General features: G+C 72.1%; 14 protein-coding genes. 8 read left to right on the forward strand and 6 right to left on the reverse strand.

Annotation, left to right across the window (positions count from 1 at the left end; genetic code table 11):
* The first annotated feature begins 201 nt into the window (after positions 1–201).
* The 3 genes from ABD292_RS29265 (at position 202) to purL (ending at position 3,629) form a co-directional block, all read left to right on the forward strand.
* Positions 202–588, forward strand: coding sequence for an ATP-binding protein (locus ABD292_RS29265; RefSeq protein ID WP_344214053.1), 387 nt, complete (start codon positions 202–204; stop codon positions 586–588).
* A gap of 114 nt (positions 589–702) precedes the next feature.
* Positions 703–1,383 carry a phosphoribosylformylglycinamidine synthase subunit PurQ gene (gene purQ, locus ABD292_RS29270; protein ID WP_344212865.1) on the forward strand — a complete coding sequence of 227 codons (681 nt, stop codon included), beginning with the start codon at positions 703–705 and terminating at the stop codon, positions 1,381–1,383.
* Complete coding sequence (gene purL / locus ABD292_RS29275) at positions 1,380–3,629, forward strand: phosphoribosylformylglycinamidine synthase subunit PurL (protein WP_344212867.1); 2,250 nt, start codon at positions 1,380–1,382, stop codon at positions 3,627–3,629. The genes purQ and purL overlap by 4 nt, the downstream gene beginning before the upstream one ends.
* Positions 3,630–3,692: 63 nt before the next feature.
* Here purL and ABD292_RS29280 read toward each other — a convergent pair whose 3' ends face one another.
* A complete protein-coding gene (locus ABD292_RS29280; RefSeq protein WP_344212869.1) occupies positions 3,693–4,574 on the reverse strand; it encodes a collagen-like domain-containing protein in 882 nt (293 codons plus the stop codon).
* Positions 4,575–4,769: 195 nt separating this feature from the next.
* Between ABD292_RS29280 and ABD292_RS29285 the strand changes: the two genes are divergently transcribed.
* From ABD292_RS29285 to ABD292_RS29295, 3 genes are read left to right on the forward strand one after another with little or no spacing between them, the layout of a single operon-like run.
* Positions 4,770–6,794, forward strand: a complete 2,025-nt coding sequence (locus ABD292_RS29285; RefSeq protein WP_344212871.1) for an adenylate/guanylate cyclase domain-containing protein — start codon at positions 4,770–4,772, stop codon at positions 6,792–6,794.
* Positions 6,795–6,827: 33 nt separating this feature from the next.
* The gene (locus ABD292_RS29290; protein ID WP_344212873.1) at positions 6,828–7,490 is read left to right on the forward strand and encodes a Crp/Fnr family transcriptional regulator; all 663 of its coding nucleotides are present in this window, start codon (positions 6,828–6,830) and stop codon (positions 7,488–7,490) included.
* 45 nt (positions 7,491–7,535) lie between these two features.
* The gene (locus ABD292_RS29295; protein ID WP_344212875.1) at positions 7,536–9,017 is read left to right on the forward strand and encodes an MFS transporter; all 1,482 of its coding nucleotides are present in this window, start codon (positions 7,536–7,538) and stop codon (positions 9,015–9,017) included.
* Here the strand turns inward: ABD292_RS29295 and ABD292_RS29300 are convergent.
* Both ABD292_RS29300 and ABD292_RS29305 read right to left on the reverse strand, forming a co-directional pair.
* A complete protein-coding gene (locus ABD292_RS29300) occupies positions 8,969–9,724 on the reverse strand; it encodes a methylenetetrahydrofolate reductase (RefSeq protein ID WP_344212877.1) in 756 nt (251 codons plus the stop codon). The two genes, ABD292_RS29295 and ABD292_RS29300, sit on opposite strands and share 49 nt — an antisense overlap.
* Entirely contained in the window at positions 9,721–10,380 is a 660-nt protein-coding gene (locus ABD292_RS29305) for a TetR/AcrR family transcriptional regulator (protein WP_344214055.1), read from the reverse strand. Before ABD292_RS29305 ends, ABD292_RS29300 begins: the two co-directional genes overlap by 4 nt.
* Before the next feature lie 73 nt (positions 10,381–10,453).
* Here ABD292_RS29305 and ABD292_RS29310 point away from each other — a divergent pair, with 73 nt between their 5' ends.
* Positions 10,454–11,875, forward strand: a complete 1,422-nt coding sequence (locus tag ABD292_RS29310) for an MFS transporter (RefSeq protein ID WP_344212879.1) — start codon at positions 10,454–10,456, stop codon at positions 11,873–11,875.
* On the opposite strand, the gene ABD292_RS29315 is transcribed toward ABD292_RS29310, so the two are convergent.
* A complete protein-coding gene (locus ABD292_RS29315) occupies positions 11,872–13,752 on the reverse strand; it encodes an ABC transporter ATP-binding protein (RefSeq protein WP_344212881.1) in 1,881 nt (626 codons plus the stop codon). The genes ABD292_RS29310 and ABD292_RS29315 overlap by 4 nt on opposite strands.
* 35 nt (positions 13,753–13,787) lie before the next feature.
* Positions 13,788–15,836, reverse strand: coding sequence for a PhoX family protein (locus ABD292_RS29320; RefSeq protein WP_344214057.1), 2,049 nt, complete (start codon positions 15,834–15,836; stop codon positions 13,788–13,790).
* Positions 15,837–15,986: 150 nt separating this feature from the next.
* On the opposite strand from ABD292_RS29320, the gene ABD292_RS29325 reads away from it, so the two are divergent.
* The gene (locus ABD292_RS29325) at positions 15,987–16,430 is read left to right on the forward strand and encodes a sterol carrier family protein (RefSeq protein WP_344212883.1); all 444 of its coding nucleotides are present in this window, start codon (positions 15,987–15,989) and stop codon (positions 16,428–16,430) included.
* On the opposite strand, the gene ABD292_RS29330 is transcribed toward ABD292_RS29325, so the two are convergent.
* Positions 16,427–17,299: a DUF4190 domain-containing protein gene (locus ABD292_RS29330; protein WP_344212885.1), complete on the reverse strand. Its 873-nt coding sequence runs from the start codon at positions 17,297–17,299 to the stop codon at positions 16,427–16,429. The genes ABD292_RS29325 and ABD292_RS29330 overlap by 4 nt on opposite strands.
* Positions 17,300–17,396: the final 97 nt, after the last annotated feature.

Consider the following 17,396-nt stretch of genomic DNA (forward strand, 5'->3'; position numbering starts at 1 on the left):
TTTTCCTCGTGGCCGCTTAAAGCCGGGTTCCGACGTGCCACAATGCCACGGGGTCACCAACAGTGAATAACAACAGCGTGATTTTGCGGTTAGCCCCGTTTTCACAGGGAAATCTACTCCAGGTGACATTCTGGCGCCCGGAGGAGTCCGGTGGATATTGAGTTCTCGTTGGCACTGCCTCGGGATGCGATCGGCATACCGATGGTCAGGCGGGTGCTCGGCGATGCCATGAGGTCGCTCAACGTGAGCGAGACCTGCATCGCCGACATGCTGCTCGCCGTCTCCGAGGCATGCTCCAACGCGGTTCGGCACGGGGGGCCCGCCAACCGCTACGAGGTGAGCGCGTCGATCGGCTACGGCCAGTGCGACGTCCGGGTGGCGGACAGCGGCACGGGCGTGCCGTCGATCCCGCCGGGCTTCCCCCCTCCCGACACCGAGAACGGCCGTGGGCTGCTGATCATGCGCTCCGTCGTGGACGAGATCTCGTTCGGCATCACGCCGGGCCGCGGCACCACCGTCCACCTGCGTAAATCCCTCGACTGGGACGAAGAGGCCGCGGCCCGCCCCCGGGAGCTCGCCGCCGTCTGACCGCGATACCGCGCATCTGAGCGCCTCCGATACGCTGAAGTGACCGCCGCAGACCACCGTCACCCCGCATCGACGGTGGCGCGCGCGTGCGCATCCTCGGAGGGGACGACTGTCATGAGCGCTGCCCGTGTGGGCGTAGTCACGTTTCCAGGAACTCTCGACGACCAGGACGCCGCCAGAGCCGTGCGCCTCGTGGGCGCCGAGGCGGTGCCGCTGTGGCACGCCGACCACGACCTGAAGGGAGTGGACGCCGTCTTCCTGCCCGGCGGCTTCTCCTACGGCGACTACCTGCGCTGCGGCGCCATCTCGCGCTTCGCGCCGCTGATGGACGAGCTGATCCCGGCGGCGAAGGCCGGGCTGCCGGTCATCGGCACCTGCAACGGCTTCCAGATCCTCTGCGAGGCGCACCTGCTGCCCGGAGCGCTGACCCGCAACGCCTCGCTGCACTACGTCTGCCGCGACCAGCGGCTGCGCGTCGAGCGCGCCTCGACCTCCTGGACCAACTCCTTCGACGAGGGCCAGGAGATCACACTGCCGATCAAGCACGGCGAGGGCCGCTACGTCGCCTCCGCCGACACCCTCGCCGAGCTGGAGGCGGGCGGCCAGGTGGTGGTGCGTTACCTCGGCAACCCCAACGGCTCGCTCAACGACATCGCCGGCATCAGCAACGCGGCCGGCAACGTCGTCGGCCTCATGCCGCACCCCGAGCACGCGGTCGAGGACCTCGTCGGCGCGCCCAGCACCGACGGCCTCGGCTTCTTCACCTCCATTCTCAAGAGCCTGGTGAACGCATGACCGACACCGTTGAGCGGGCGTCAGGGACGCCCGACGAGCCGATGCCCTTCGCCGAGCTCGGCATGAAGCAGGACGAGTACGACCGGGTCAAGCAGATCCTCGGCCGCCGCCCGACCGGCTCCGAGCTGGCCATCTACAGCGTCATGTGGTCCGAGCACTGCTCGTACAAGTCGTCCAAGGTGCATCTCAAGCAGTTCGCCACCAAGGCGCCCAAGTCCGAGGCGCTGCTGGTCGGCATGGGCGAGAACGCGGGCGTGGTCGACATCGGCGACGGCTGGGCGGCCACGTTCAAGATCGAGTCGCACAACCACCCGTCCTACGTCGAGCCTCACCAGGGGGCGGCCACCGGCGTCGGCGGCATCGTCCGCGACATCATGTCGATGGGCGCGCGCCCGATCGCCGTCATGGACTCATTGCGCTTCGGCGCGGCCGACGCGGTCGACACCCGCCGGGTGCTGCCCGGCGTGGTCGAGGGCATCAGCAGCTACGGCAACTGCCTGGGCCTGCCCAACATCGGCGGCGAGGTCGTCTTCGACCCCTGCTACCTCGGCAACCCGCTGGTCAACGCCCTGTGCGTGGGCCTGCTGCGCAAGGACCAGATCAAGCTCGCCACCGCGCCCGGCCCCGGCAACAAGGTCGTGCTGTTCGGCGCCTCCACCGGCCCCGACGGCATCGGCGGGGCGAGCGTGCTGGCCAGCGCCACGTTCGAGGACGAGTCGCAGGCCAAGCGGCCCGCCGTGCAGGTGGGCGACCCGTTCATGGAGAAGCTGCTCATCGAGTGCTGCCTGGAGCTGTACGCCGCCGACGTGGTCGTCGGCATCCAGGACCTCGGCGCGGCCGGCGTCTCCTGCGCCACGACCGAGCTGGCCGCCAAGGGCACCGGCGGCATGCAGGTCGACCTCAACCTGGTGCCGCTCCGCGACCCCTCGCTTCGCCCCGAGGAAATCCTCATGAGCGAGTCGCAGGAGCGCATGATGGCCGTGGTCCGGCCCGACGACATCCCGGCGTTCATGGAGATCTGCGCCAAGTGGGACGTCCCCGCCACCGTCATCGGCGAGGTCACCGACACCGGCCGGCTCGTCATGACGTGGGACGGCGAGGTCATCGTGGACATCCCGCCGGGCACGGCCGCCGACGAGGGGCCGGTCTACGAGCGGCCCTACCACGAGCCGGCCGGGCAGTCCGCGCTCAACGCCGACACCCCCGACCGCCTGGAGCGGCCCGCGGACCTGCGGGAGACGCTGCTGCGGCTGCTCGGCTCGCCCAACCTGGCCTCCAAGGAGTGGGTGACCGACCAGTACGACCGTTACGTCCGCTCCAACACGGTCCTGGCGCAGCCGGCCGACGCCGGGATGCTGCGCATCTCCGAGGCCATCGCCGGCGCCGAGCCGACGACCCGGGGCATCGCGCTCGCCACCGACGGCAACGGCCGCTACGCCAAGCTCGACCCGTACGCGGGGGCGCAGCTCGCGCTCGCCGAGGCCTACCGCAACGTCGCGGTGACCGGGGCCGAGCCGCTGGCCGTCACCAACTGCCTCAACTTCGGCTCGCCCGAGGACCCCGAGGTCATGTGGCAGTTCGCCGAGGCCACGCGTGGCCTCGCCGACGCCTGCCGGACCCTCGGGGTGCCGGTGACCGGCGGGAACGTCTCCTTCTACAACCAGACGGGCGCGACCGCCATCAACCCGACCCCGGTCGTGGGCGTGCTCGGCGTCATCGAGGACGTCGCCAAGCGGGTGCCCACCGGGTTCGTCGCCGAGGGGCTGCGTGTGGTGCTGCTCGGCGACACGCGCGAGGAGTTCGGCGGCTCGGAGTGGGCGCACGTCGTCCACCGTCACCTGGGCGGGCTGCCGCCGCAGGCGGACCTGGAGGCCGAGCGGGCGCTCGGCGCCGTGCTCGTGGAGGCGGCCAGGCGCGGGCTGCTGGAGGGCTCGCACGACCTGTCCGACGGCGGGCTCGCGGTGGCGCTGGCCGAGTCGTGCCTGGCGCGGGGCGTCGGGGCGAAGGTGACGCTGTCCGGCGACCCCTTCGTCGACCTGTTCAGCGAGTCGGCGGCGCGGGCGCTGGTCGTGGTGCGGCCGGAGTCGTACGACGAGTTCGCCTCGCTGTGCGGGCGGCACGACGTGCCGTGTTACGGGCTCGGGGTCACCGGCGGGGCGTCGCTGGTGGTCGAGGACGTGTTCGAGGTGCCGGTCGAGGAGCTGCGGGAGACGCACCGGGGGACGCTGCCCGCGCTGTTCGGCTGATCCTGGACGAGAGAAGGGCCGGTACGGGGTTCCCGTGCCGGCCCTTTCGCGCGCGTGTGGGGGTTACGCCTTCTTCAGGCAGATGACGTAGGCCGAGCCGTTGACGGACGTGCCGTTGCCGCCGCCGTGGCCCGGGTTGTCGTTGCCGCCGCCGTTGTCGTCCTTGGCGACGCTGACGGTCCAGCCGGTGCCGTTGCCGCTCGGTGCGCTGGCCATGACGACCGCGTTCTTCAGGGTGCTGAAGCTGAAGCCGCCGCCGGTGGCGGTGCCGCCCTGGCTGCAGGAGGCGGTGGCGGAGCCGAGGCCGTTCAGCGAGGCGGTCTTGACGTAGGTCGTGTAGGCGCCGCCGCCGTCCTTGCCGTCCTTGCCCGCGGGGCCCTGCGGGCCGGCCGGGCCGGCGGGGCCCTGCGGGCCGCGGGGGCCCTGCTCGCCCTGCTTGCCGGGGAGGCCGTCCTTGCCGTCCTTGCCCGGGAGGCCGTCCTTGCCGTCCTGGCCGTTCTTGCCGGGAAGACCGTCCTTGCCGTCCTGGCCGTTCTTGCCGTCGTCACCCTTCGGGCCCTGCGGGCCCTGGGGGCCGGCGGGGCCGGTGTCGCCCTTCGGGCCCTGCGGGCCGGTCGCGCCCTTCAGACCGGGGCGGCCCTGCGGGCCCTGGGGACCGGCGTCACCCTTCGGGCCCTGCGGGCCCGTGTCGCCCTTGGGGCCGACCGTGACGGAGTTCGTGGTGGCCTCGCTGCCGCCGCCGATGAGCACGCGGATCTCGGTGGTGCGGCACTTCGTGGTCGGGTTCACGATGCGCGCGTAGCGGGTCTTCTTGTTGACGCACGCGGTGACCTGGTTGCTCGCCGACGATGCGGTGGCGACGCCACCGACCGCGAGCAGCGAGGCGGCGAGCGCTCCGACAGTGGCGAGGGTGAGCGCACGCCCACCGCGGATCTTGATAGCCACGGCTGTCCTTCCAGCGACGGATGTTTCATAAGAGATGCATGAGAAGCACGTTTCGAACGGTCCAGAGGTTGGCAGAAACTACATAACGTATTTGTCACACTGCAAAGCGTTACTTACCAGGTTGACCGATTGTCGATGACTTGGGTGAGTAAAACGCCACAGTCGCCGCACCGGTCCCGCGTGGATAATCGGCTTGTGCCTAGCGCCGAACCCGCCCCCTACCTGCCGCCGGCCACCCAGCCGGTGCGCGGCGCAGTCTGGGCGATCCACCTGGTCCTGCCCATGCTGGGCCTCTGGCTCCTGCTCGCCAACGACTCCGTCAACATCCCCTGGCAGCACAACCCGAGCCATTTCTGGCTGATCGTCGCGGTCGCCGGGATCAACGTGGCGCTCGGCCTGATGATCAGCGAGGCCTCGCGCCGCCGCCGCGACGCCCGCCTGTTCCTCGTGTCCATGGTCTTCCTGAGCAGCGCGGGCTTCTTCTTCATGCACGGCCTGGCCACGCCGATGATCATCCTGCACACGGGCTCGCTCGGCTTCGACATCGGGCAGCAGGTGGGCCTGTCCGCCGCCGCCGCGTTCGCCTTCGCCTCGGCGCTGCCGCTCGGCGAGCAGGCGGCCGCGCGGGTGCTGGGCGCGCAGCAGGTGATCCGCGCGGCGCTGGTCGGCTTCATGGTGGTGTGGGGCGTCGCCTCGCTGGTGCCGGGGCTGACCGCGCTCAGCGAGCCGCCCTCCGTGACGCCGGTGCCCTGGCTCGCCTGGGGCTCGATCCCCGGCCTGCTGCTGTACGCCGCCGCCAGCGTGATGATGTTCCTCGTCCACCGGCGGCGGCCGTCGGCCATGCTGATCAGCCTCATCACCGCGTACGCGCTGCTCGCCGAGTCGATGGTGGCCGGCATGTCGCAGCTCAACTGGCACCTGTCGTGGTGGGAGTGGCACCTGCTGCTGACCCTGGCCTTCGTGTTCGTGGCCTACAGCGCCTACCTGCAGTTCCGGCGCGAGGGGTCGAGCGCGGGGCTGTTCGACTCGGTGACGCTCGCGGCGACCGTACGGCGGATCAGGCAGGACTACGACCGGGCGCTGGAGGAGCTGGTCGAGGCCGTACGCAGGGGCGAGCCGCTGGCCGCGACCCGCCTGTCGGGCAAGTTCCGGCTCAACGAGAGCCAGGTCGCGGTGCTGGACCGGGCGGGCGCGGCCCTCGCGAACGAGCGCGAGCTGTCGGCCCGGCTGGCGGCCCTGGTGGACGTCAGCGCCCGGACCAAGGTCGGCCTGCCGGAGGACGAGCTGCTGGCCTCGTCGCTGGAGCGGGTGCGGCAGGCGTACGGGGACGTCAAGATCGGGCTGGTGGCCGACGGCCGGACCCAGGTCGGCTCGCGCGAGTACGCCTTCACCGGTGACGAGCCGATCCGCCGCGACCACCTGCTGGCCTTCCCGCTCACCGTGAAGGGCAGGCTGGCGGGCGTGCTGGAGGTGCCGATCGGCCGGACGAGCCAGGACGAGGCGCTGGCCGCCACACTCGCCGGTCAGCTCAGCCTCTCGCTGGAGAACGCCCGCCTCTACCGCGAGCTGCACACGCTGTTCCACCAGTACATGTCGCCGGACGTGGCGCACGCGCTGCTGGCCGACCCTGCGCAGGCGGCGCTCGGCGGCGAGCTGCGCGAGCTGACCGCGCTCTTCGCCGACCTCAAGGGCTTCACGACGTTCTCGGAGAAGGTCACGCCGGGCGAGATCGTCGAGATGCTCAACCGCTACCACACGGCCGCCGTGCCGTGCATCCTCGACAACGGCGGCACGATCGTGCAGTTCGTCGGCGACGCGCTGCTCGCGCTGTTCAACGCCCCGGCCGCGCAGGAGGACCACGCGCGGGCCGCCTGCCGGGCCGCGCTGGCCATGCAGCAGGCCGCGGCCGAGGTGGCCGAGGAGATGGCGTGGAAGCGGGTGGACGACGTGCCGTGGCCGACGTTCCGGGTGGGGATCAACACCGGGCCCGCGCTCGTCGGCAACATCGGCAGCCCCGAGCTGCGCGGCTTCAACGCGATGGGCGACTGCGTCAACGTGGCCGCCCGGCTGGAGGGCGTCGCCGAGCCGGGCACGGTCGTCATCGGCGAGACGACGCTCAAGCAGCTCGGCGAGGGCGCCACGGTCAGCCCGCTGGGGCGGCTGAGCCTGAAAGGCAAGGAAGAGCTCGTGGCGGCGTACGTTCTGACGAGTTTGCCGTAGCTGGACGGGCTTCGTACCGACATAATCGGGCGCATGGAGCCAGAGCCGGGCGAGTTCCTGTCCATGCTCACCGACGAGGAGGCGCAGGCCCTGCGCGCCGCCGGGCGGCTGCGCCGCTGGGATCGCGGCACCGCCGTGATGAACGAGGGCGACGTCGCCGACTGGGTGCTCGTGCTGCTCGACGGCCGGGTCAAGGTGTCCTCCCACACGAGCGGCGGCACCGAGGTGGTGCTGGCCGTACGCGGGCCCGGCGGGCTGCTGGGCGACATGTCCGCCATCGACGGCTCGCCGCGCTCGGCCACGGTCACCGCGCTGGAGCCGATCAGCGGCATCGTGGTGCGCGACTTCCAGGCGTTCCTGGAGGCCCACGGGCGGATCGCGGTGCTGCTCATGAAGCTCGTCACCGGCCGGCTGCGCGACTCCGACAGAAAGCGCATCGAGTACGGCGCCTACGACACGACCGGCCGGGTCGCGACCCGCCTGATCGAGCTGGCCGAGCGGTACGGCGAGAAGACCAACGGCGGGGTGCGCGTGGCGCTGCCACTGTCGCAGGACGAGCTGGCGGGCTGGACCGGCGCGTCGCGGGAGGCGGTCAGCAAGGCGCTGCGCACGCTGCGCGACCGGGGGCTGATCGAGACCGGGCGGCGGCGGGTGGTCATCCACGACCTCGACGGCCTCAGGAAACGCGCCAGGTAACCTCCCCACCAAAATCGGACGTACGTCGTACGTCATAGTGGGAGCATGGTCGCGGTCACCCCCCAAGACGACAACCGCCTCCGCTACGCCTGGAAGGCGTGCTCGGTCACCAGCCTGGGGCTCGTCCTCATCGGCATCGCCGGCAGCACGCTCAACGTGGCCTTACCCACCGTCGTGCGGCACTTCGCGGCCGGGCCGACGGAGTCCGGCTGGATCCTGCTGTCGTTCCTCCTGGTCAACACGGCGAGCCTGGTGTTCTTCGGCCGGGTGGCCGACTTGCTGGGGCGGCGGGAGGTGTACCTGGCGGGGTTCGCCCTGTTCACGCTGGCCTCGCTGCTGGCCGGGCTGTCGCCGGACGTGGGGTTCCTCATCGCGATGCGCGTCGTTCAGGCGGTCGGCTCGGCGATGATCCTGGCGAACGGCACCGTGATCATCACCGACGCCTTCCCGCCCGAGCGGCTGAGCCAGGGCATGGGCGTCTACATCGGCACGCTCTCGGTGGCGCAGCTCGCCGGGCCGACGGTCGGCGGCCTCATCGCCGAGACGGCCGGCTGGCAGTGGATCTTCTGGGTGAACGTCCCCGCCGGGCTGCTCGCGCTCGGCTGGGGCGCGGCGATCCTGCGCAAGATGCCCCGGGGGCCGCGCGAGCCGGTGGACGCGCCGGGCAACGTGCTGCTGTTCGCCGCGCTGTCGGCGCTGCTGCTGGCGCTGTCGGAGGCGGGCTCGCGCGGGCTGTCGAGCCCGGTGGTGCTGGCAGGGGCCGGGCTGTTCGTGCTGCTGGTGCCGCTCGTCGTGCTGGCCGAGCGACGGGCCCCGAACCCGGTGCTCGACCTGCGGCTGTTCGGCGGGCGGCTGCTGGCGTACGCGAACGCGGCCTCGTTCTGCAACGCGCTCGCGCGCTCGGCGCTGATCCTCGTGGTGGCGCTGTACTTCCAGGCCGCGCGGGGGCTGGACGCGTTCGCGGCGGGGCTCAGCGTGCTGCCGGTGCCGGTCGGGATCGGGCTGGCCTCGCCGCTGGTGGGGCTGCTGGGGCGGCGGGTGTCGCCGTACGCGCTGTCGATCGGCGGGGCGACGCTCAGCGCGCTGGGGCTCGGGACGCTGATGCTGACGGCCGATCCGGCCACGCCGTACTGGGTGACCGGGATCGGCCTGTTCGTGGCCGGGTGCGGCAGCGGCACGTTCCTGACCGGCAACACCACGCAGGTCATGGCGGCGCTGCCGAGCGGCAGCCTGGGCGTGGTCAACGGCTTCCGCATCATGATCATGAACGTCGGGGTCGTGATCAGCGTCGGCCTGTCGCTCAGCGTGGTGACCGCCTCCGTGGGGCCGGAGCTGCGCGCCCAGGTGTACGCGGGGACGTTGTCCACGCTCTCCCCCGTGGCCGTCGGGCAGCTCATGGACGGCTTCCAGCGGGCGTACGCGGTGCTGTTCGCGGTCGCCGTGGCGGGCGCGCTGCTGGCGGCGCTGGCGCGGGGCCGTCAGGACGGTCGGAGCAGGGCGGAGAGCCTGGACTCGACGTCGCGGTAGCGGGAGACCGGGATGAGGTGCACCCCGGCGAACGCGCCCGACTCGCGCAGCGCGAGCACCTGCTCGCAGGCGGCCTCGACGCCCGCCATGCGGTCGGCCGCCACCCGCCTGACGAGGTCGTCGGGGATGCCGATGTCGGGGATCGCGCCGGCCAGGGTGCGGGCGTGGCGCTCGCTGGCGAGGACCATGACCCCGGCGTAGACCGGCACGTCCGCCGGATGCTCCTCACGCCACCGGAGCTGGGCCTCCACCGAGTAGCTGACCTGGAGGAACAGGAAGTCGGCCGCGTGCTTCCAGGCCGGCAGGGAGCGCAGCCCGGCCGCCGCGCCGAGCCGGAGGTCCGGCGAGAACGCCCGCGCCTCCTCGATCATCGAGCGCACGGTGAGGTCGCTGGTCCGGTTGCCGCTCGTCGGCTTGTCGCCGTAGACGAACAGGAACTGGTCGACCCCGTACGCGGCGGCGGTCAGCAGGTCGCGACGGAAGCCGAGCAGGTTGCGGTCGCGGGAGTTGAGGCAGGCGATGCCGCGCCCGCCCATCGCCTCGACCTCGTGCGCCACGGCCACGCTCGACACGGTCGCGCGGCCGATGTGGTTGTCGGGGATGAGGAAGGAGTGGGCGATCGTGCTCATGGTGCCGATCTGGTGCCTGACGTGCTTCAGATCGGGCTTGGTGGGGGGTTCGATCTCGCAGATCAGCTCGAAGGTCACGACGACGACCCTAGCCGCCGGGCGGCCAGGGCTTCGATGCCCGCCAGGACGAGATCGACGCCGAAGGTGTCGTAGAGCGCCGGGTCCGGGCCCTCGACCAGGGGCACGGCCATCTCCACGATGTGCGGATAGGTCTCGACCGGCACCGACTGCAGGCCGATGAGCTTGGCCTGGACGGCGGAGGCGGCCTCGCGGCCCGCGCGGTGGTGCGCGGGGGCGTCGGCGATGGCGATGGCGCTGTTGAGCAGGTAGCGGCTGATGAGGCAGCTCTCGTCATGGCTGAACCCGGCCTCGCGGCCGACGCCGAGCGCCTGGTTCCACACGGCCAGGAAGTTGGGGACGGTGATGACGTCCACCTGCTCGATGACGCTCCTCGCGCAGGGATGCGTGCGCAGCGTGCGGATCAGCCCGACCATGAGGTCGCGGAGCTGCTCCTGCCACGGGCGCTGGTCGGCGGGCTTCGGCGCGAAGCCGGCGATGAGGTGGTCGGCCATGCCCGCGATGAGCTGGTCCTTGTTCTTGAAGTGCCAGTAGAGGGCCATCGGGGTCACGCCCAGCTCGGTGGCCAGGCGTCTGATCGTCACGGCGTCGAGTCCTTCGGCGTCGCCGATCTCCAGGGCGCGCACCGCGATCGCCCGCGCGGTCAGTTTTCCCATCACGGTTGACAACTATACGCCGTACAAGCTGAACTGTACGTCGTACAAGTACGGCGTACAGGAAGGCGTCGCCATGCGGTGGTGGGCGTTGGTCGCGGTGACTCTGGGCACCTTCATGACCTATTTGGACAACAACGTGGGCAATGTGGCGTTGCCCACGATCCAGCGGGAGCTCGGGCTGACCGTCTCCGGGCTGGAGTGGATCGTGAGCTCGTACATCCTGGTCTTCGCCGGGCTCATGCTGGTCGGCGGGCGGCTGGCGGACGTGTTCGGAGCGCGGCGGGTGTTCCTGGCCGGCCTCGCGGTCTTCACCGTCTCGTCGCTGGCCGCCGGGCTGGCCACGAGCGGCGGCATGCTGATCGCGGCCAGGGCCGTGCAGGGCGTGGGGGCCGCGCTGCTCACCCCCACGGCGCTGGCGCTGATCGGGCAGATCTTCCCCGACCCCGGCGAGCGCGGGCGGGCCGTGGGCGTGTGGAGCGCGACGGGGGCGCTGTCCATGGCGCTCGGGCCGGTCACCGGCGGGTTCATCAGCGAGAACCTGCACTGGGGCTGGATCTACCTGGTCAACGTGCCGATCGGGGTGGCCACGGTCGGGCTCGCGCTCTGGGCGATCAAGCCGTCCCCGCGTGGGCGGCGGCACAGCCTGGACGTCCCGGGGCTGGTGACCTCGGCGCTGGCGCTGGTCGCGCTGACGTACGGGCTGATCGAGGGCGACGCGGCCGGCTGGACCTCGCCGGAGATCCTGGCCGCGTTCGGGGTGGCCGCGGTGGCGGCCGTGGCGTTCCTGGTGATCGAGTCGCGGGCGGCCGAGCCGATGCTCGTGCTGTCGCTGTTCCGGTCGCGGGTGTTCAGCGGCGGGCTGCTCACCAGCGGGATCTGGTCGTTCGGGGTGTTCGGGATCTATTTTTTCAGCGCCCTGTGGCTGCAGAACGTGCTCGGCTTCTCCCCCACGGAGGCGGGCGGCTCGTTCGTGCCGATGGCCCTGGTCACCGCCGTCGTCGCGCTGCTGTCGCAGCGGGCGACCCGGTTGTTCGGCCTCGGCCCGACGGTCGCGCTCGGCCTGGCCCTGATGGGGTCGGCGGTGTACCTGCTCTCCGGCGTCGGCGGCGAGGCCGGCTACGCCGACGTCGGCCCGTGGTTCATCATGTACGGCCTCGGCGCGGGCCTGCTCGTGCCGCTCACCGCGGCGGTCCTGAACAGCATGCCCGCAGGGCGCTCGGGCGTGGCCTCGGGCATGCTGAACGTCTCGCGCGAGGTCTTCGGCCTGTTCGGCATCACCGTCCTGGGGGCGATCCTCAGCTCCCGGCAGAGCGCGAGCGGCCTGCCGGCGCTGGCCGCCTTCCTCGACGCGTACCGGTTCACGCTGGTCATCGCGGCGGTCGTGATGCTGTCCGCCATCCCGGTCGCCCTCTGGGCCCTCCGCACCCGCCGCACCCCGGCGGCCGACGAGCCCCGCGCCGCCGCCCCCGCGACCGCCGGGCACGGCGCCGTCTAGGCGAACGCCTCGGCGGTCGTGGGGTCGTCGAACTGGGTGCGGTAGAGCTCCTCGTAGCGGCCGCCGGCGGCCAGGAGCTCGGCGTGGGTGCCCCGTTCGACGATCCGGCCGTCCTCGACGACCAGGATGAGGTCGGCGGCGCGGATCGTGGACAGGCGGTGGGCGATGACCACGGCGGTCCGGCCCGCGAGCGCCTCACCGAGCGCGGCCTGCACGGCGGCCTCGGAGGTCGCGTCGAGCGCCGCCGTGGCCTCGTCCAGGACCACCACCCGGGGCTGGGCCAGCAGCAGGCGGGCGATCGTGAGCCGCTGACGCTCGCCGCCCGACAGGCGGTAGCCGCGCTCGCCCACCACCGTGTCGAGGCCGTCCGGCAGCGAGGCGATGAGGGCGCCGAGGCGGGCCCGGGTGAGCGCGTCCCACAGCTCGTCCTCGGTCGCCTCGGGGCGGGCGAGGAGCAGGTTGGCCCGGATCGTCTCGTGGAAGAGGTGGCCGTCCTGGGTGACCAGGCCCAGGGTGTCGCGGATGGAGTCGAACGACAGCTCGCGCACGTCCACGCCGCCGAGCCGGACCGCGCCCGAGTCGACGTCGTACAGGCGGGGCAGAAGCTGGGCGATCGTGGACTTGCCCGCGCCCGAGGAGCCGACGAGCGCGACGACCTGTCCGGGTTCGGCACGGAACGAGATCCCGTGCAACACCTCCTCGCCGCCGCGCGAGTCGAGCACGGCGACCGCCTCCAGCGAGGCCAGCGAGACCTTGTCGGCCGAGGGGTAGGCGAAGCGCACGTCGTCGAACTCGACGGCGACCGGGCCTGCCGGGACCTCGCGCGCGCCGGGCCGCTCCTGGATGAGCGGCTTGAGGTCCAGGACCTCGAAGACGCGCTCGAAGCTGACGACCGCGCTCATGATGTCCATGCGGGCGGAGGCGAGGGCGGTCAGCGGGGCGTACAGGCGGGTGAGCAGCATGGCCATCGCGACGACCGCGCCGGGCTGGAGCTGCTCGCGCAGGGCGTAGAAGCCGCCGAGGCCGTACACGAGGGCCAGGGCGAGCGCCGAGACCAGGGTCAGCGCGGTGACGAAGGCCGACTGGGTCATGGCCGAGCGCACGCCGATGTCGCGGACCCGGCGGGCCCGCGCGGCGAACTCGGCCGACTCGCGGTCGGGCCGGCCGAACAGCTTGACCAGCGTCGCGCCCGGCGCGGAGAAGCGCTCGGTCATCTGGGTGCCCATGGCGGCGTTGTGGTCGGCCGCCTCGCGGCGCAGCCGGGCGACCCGCGTCCCCATGCGCCGCGCGGGCAGCACGAACACCGGCAGGAGCAGCAGCGCGAGCAGCGTGATCTGCCAGGAGATGCCGATCATGGCGGTGAGCGTCAGCGCCAGCGTCACGAGGTTGCCGACCACGCCGGACAGGGTGTCGGTGAACGCCCGCTGCGCCCCGATCACGTCGTTGTTGAGCCTGCTGACCAGCGCGCCGGTACGGGTCCTGGTGAAGAAGGCGATCGGCATCCGCTGCACGTGGTCGAAGACGGCGGTGCGCAGCCCGAGGATCAGGTCCTCGCCGATGCCGGCCGACAGCCACCGGTTGACCAGCCCGAGCCCCGCCTCGGCGACCGCGATCCCGGCGATGGCCACCGCCACCGCGACCACCACCCCGAACGGCTCGGCGTTGAAGATCGCGTCCACGACCCGGCCCGCGAGCAGCGGCGCGGCCACCGCGAGGCCGGCCAGCACCACGCTGAGCAGCACGAACAGGGCGAGCTTCGCCCGGTGGGGCCGGGCGAAGCCGCCGATGCGCCGGAGCGTCGCCCGCGACAGGCGGCGACGCTCCCGCTGGTCGTTCATCGAGTACAGCTGGTGCCAGGCCGTCATCTCCATGCTCATGGCATGGGACGCTATTGCCTCAAGTTATGTTGAGGTCAAGCGCCGATCTTCTTGTTCCTGCCGTGCCAGACCACGGCCACGGCCGGGCGCGGCTGGTCGCCGTCGGGCCAGCGGCTGGCCGGCTTGTCGGGCGTGGCGCCGTCGAGCTCGCCCGGGTGCTGCACGGCCACGAAGACGCTGCGCTGGTCCTCGGTCACCAGCGGGCCGCAGGTCTCCGCGCCGACCGGCACGGTCAGGAACTGCCGCAGGTGGCCCCGCTCCTTGCCGCGCACCGGCATGACGAACAGGCCGTCGTTGGAGCCGAGCGCGTTGCCGTCCGTGGAGATCCACAGGTTGCCGTCACGGTCGAAGGTGACGTTGTCCGGGCACGAGATCGGCGAGACCTTGCTCTTGTCGTAGCCGGCGAAGTACGTCGCCGGGTCGGCGGGGTCGCCGCAGACCAGCGGCACCGACCAGACGAACGTCGTCGCGGCGGCGTCGTCGCGCTTCTCCACCAGCTCCAGCACGTGGCCGTGCTTGTTGGACGGGCGCGGGTTGGCCTCGTCCACCTGGGCGGCCGTGCGGTTGCTGTTGTTGGTGAGCGCCACGTAGACGCCCCCGGTGACCGGGTTGCGCTCCATGTCCTCGGGGCGGTCCATCTTCGTCGCGCCTGCCTTGTCGGCGGCCACGCGGGTGTAGACCAGCACCTCCTGGGCGGTCATGCCCTCCACGTACGACCGGTCGCCCGACACCAGCGGGATCCACTCGCCGGAGCCGTCGAAGGCCCCGTCGGAGGGCAGCTTGCCGGAGCCGTCGAGCTCGGCGGCCGGGCTGTTGCCCGTGAACCTGGCCACGTACAGGGTGCCCTCGTCCAGGAGCGTCCGGTTGTGCCGGTCGTTGCCCGGGTTGTAGCGGTTCTTCGAGACGAACTTGTAGATGTACTCGAAGCGCGAGTCGTCGCCCATGTAGACGACCAGGCGCCGGTCGCGGGACAGCGTCGTGGTGGCGGCCTCGTGCTTGAAGCGGCCGAGCGCCGTGCGCTTGATCGGTGTGGAGTCGGGGTCGAACGGGTCGATCTCCACGATCCACCCGAACCGGTTGGCCTCGTTCGGGTGCTTGGCCAGGTCGAAGCGCTCCTCGACGCGGTCGAAGCGCCGGCTGCTCGACGGGGTGCCGGTGGTGATGGTGTAGCGGGTGATGTACGGCTTCTGCGCCTCGGGGACCTTGTCGCCGTTGACGAAGTACTGGTCGACGTTCTCCTCGGCGGTCAGCACGGTCCCCCACGGGGTGGTGCCGCCCGAGCAGTTGTTCAGCATGCCGACCGGCTGGACGCCCTCGGGGTCGGCGGCCGTCTTGAGCAGGTCGCTGCCCGCGGCCGGGCCGGTGAACTTCATGGGCGTCTGCGCGGTGATGCGCCGGTTGTAGCGGCGGCGGCCCTTGGTGACCAGCTTCCACTCGCCGGTGCCGCCCGCGCGCTCGACCTCCACGACCGAGCCGCCGTGCGCGGCGAGGGCGATCCTGATCTGCTCCTCGGTCGCGGCGGCCCCGCCCGTGTAGCCGCGGAACATGAGGCTCTCGTCGGTGTACTCGTGGTTCACCCACAGCAGCGCGCGGTCGTTGCCGAGCGGCAGCAGCGTCACGTAGTCGCAGTTGTAGCCGAACTGCTTGGCCTGCGCGTCGGCCGTCTGGTTGTCGAAGTCGAAGGCCGGCGCGTCGGGCAGCACCGGGTCGCCCCAGCGGACGACCACGGAGGAGCGGTAACCGGAGGGGATCGTCAGCGCGTCCTCGGTGTTCGGCGCCACAGGGGTGAACGCCAGATTGCCGCCACCCTGCGGGCCCGGGGCGTTCCCCGGCTTGTCGGCGAAGGCCGGGGCCGCTCCCGCCACGCCCACGCCCGCCACCAGCGCGCCGAGCGCGCCGGCCCGCAGCACCCCGCGACGCGAGATCGCCTCACGCACCACGTCGCCGAAGTAGGCGTTGTCCGAGGTGTTGGCCACGTCGTGCGCGCACGCGTCCCCACATCGGAACCGGCAGGTCAACGCGGAACGGCCGCCTTTGTGCGGGGTGGAGAGCAGCGGCAGCAGCGGTCGCCGCCCGTCCCCCATGAGGTTCGCCACAGATCCTCCATGTATGTGCGCGTCTGTACGGTTCGGAGGCTACGGTCGGCGACGAAACCCGAGGTGAACGACGACCTCCGTCCCGATGAACGCTCTCGGGAGAAGGCAGGGAGACAGCGGCCGGGAGACAATGGCGGGGTGCCACCTCGTAAGCCGGACCCGGAGAAACTGAGAGCCGCCCTCGACGCGCAGCTCGTCGCCCTGGACGAGCCCCCGTACGACGGGCCCGCCGCCGCTCTGCCCGGCGCGCTCGTCGCGGCCGTGCTGGCCGCCTACGACCGCGGGCTCACCCCCGAGCGCGACGCCGCCAGGCAGGCCGTACGCCACCTCCTCGACCGCCTCGCCACCGCCGCCCCCGGAAGGACCGTCGAGGTGCGCGTGCCGCCGTACGCCGCCGTCCAGGCGATCCCCGGCCCGCGCCACACCCGCGGCACGCCGCCCAACGTGGTCGAGACCGACGGCCGCACCTGGATCGAGCTCGCCGTCGGGCGGCTGACCTGGGAGGAGGCCGTGACCAAAGGCGCGGTCTCGGCCAGCGGCTCCCGCGCCGACCTGTCAGCGCACCTGCCCCTGGGTGACTAGCCCCGGCTGCCGTTCATCCAGGGAAAACGCTCCTCGAAGCAGCGGTCGGCCGCCTGGCCGGTCAGGTGGGCGCAGTCCTGCACGACGTTCCAGAACCAGATCGCCACGATCGCGAACAGGATCAGGGACAGCGCGCTGATCACGATCCCGGCGACGGCCCGGCCCTTGCCCGCCTTCCGCGCGAGGGCCACGCAGCCGAACACGATCGACAGGATCGCGGTGATCAGGCCGGTGAAGCAGACGAACACCAGGAAAGGGCTGGCCACACCGAGCACGAGCGAGGCCGTGGCCAGGCCGTTGCCGGTGCGGTCCGGGGGCGGCGGCTGGCCTCCGTACTGGTAGGGGGCGCCCGGATAGCCGTAGGAGGGCGGGTTGTAGCCGGGCGGGCCGCCGTACGGGCTGGACGGGCTGGTGCCGGGGACGGGCTGCCCCGGCGGCGGCCCGGCGGGCGGGACCTCGCCGCCCCCGCCGGAGGGCCCGTAGCCGCCGTAAGGATGCTGCGGGCCGGAGGGGCGGCCCTCGGGCGGCTGCTCGTACCGGGAGGGCGTGGGCCTGGGCGGCGGCTCCTCCCGCGGGGCGCTCTCCCAGCCCGGGTAGGCGGGCGTCGCGCCCGGCACCGGGAACGCCTGCGTCTCCTCCGCGTCCTCCCCCGATCCCGCGCCCACGGATGGCTCCGGGGTCTCGGGTGACGTGGGCAGGTCGGGGTGCCGGGGCTCCCCCACGGGCCCGCGCGGCGGCTCGTGCGGCGGCTCGTGGGGCGGGGGCACGACGGGCGGCGCGGGGGCGATGGGCTCCTCCCCCTCGTACGGCTCGGAAGCGTCGGATCCCTCCTCGCGCCGCGGGACGTTCGGATCGCCGGATGTGGTCACGTCTGCGCCTCCCGACCAGTCTGCATTCCGGACACTTCACCCTGTCGCGGAGGCCGTCCGCCCAACCGCGCGACACGGCAAAAGCGCGCTCATCCTT

It is taken from the genome of Nonomuraea bangladeshensis (assembly GCF_039529455.1).
GTDB classification, from domain to species: Bacteria; Actinomycetota; Actinomycetes; order Streptosporangiales; family Streptosporangiaceae; genus Nonomuraea; species Nonomuraea bangladeshensis.

What these genes read in the sequence shown, in the direction of transcription:
- purQ (WP_344212865.1), top strand. Translation starts at nt 703, where the DNA reads ATGAGCGCTGCCCGTGTGGGCGTAGTCACGTTTCCAGGAACTCTCGAC.
- ABD292_RS29320 (WP_344214057.1), bottom strand. Translation starts at nt 15,836, where the DNA reads ATGGGGGACGGGCGGCGACCGCTGCTGCCGCTGCTCTCCACCCCGCAC.
- ABD292_RS29290 (WP_344212873.1), top strand. Translation starts at nt 6,828, where the DNA reads ATGGAGCCAGAGCCGGGCGAGTTCCTGTCCATGCTCACCGACGAGGAG.
- ABD292_RS29295 (WP_344212875.1), top strand. Translation starts at nt 7,536, where the DNA reads ATGGTCGCGGTCACCCCCCAAGACGACAACCGCCTCCGCTACGCCTGG.
- purL (WP_344212867.1), top strand. Translation starts at nt 1,380, where the DNA reads ATGACCGACACCGTTGAGCGGGCGTCAGGGACGCCCGACGAGCCGATG.
- ABD292_RS29315 (WP_344212881.1), bottom strand. Translation starts at nt 13,752, where the DNA reads ATGAGCATGGAGATGACGGCCTGGCACCAGCTGTACTCGATGAACGAC.
- ABD292_RS29305 (WP_344214055.1), bottom strand. Translation starts at nt 10,380, where the DNA reads ATGGGAAAACTGACCGCGCGGGCGATCGCGGTGCGCGCCCTGGAGATC.
- ABD292_RS29310 (WP_344212879.1), top strand. Translation starts at nt 10,454, where the DNA reads ATGCGGTGGTGGGCGTTGGTCGCGGTGACTCTGGGCACCTTCATGACC.
- ABD292_RS29265 (WP_344214053.1), top strand. Translation starts at nt 202, where the DNA reads ATGGTCAGGCGGGTGCTCGGCGATGCCATGAGGTCGCTCAACGTGAGC.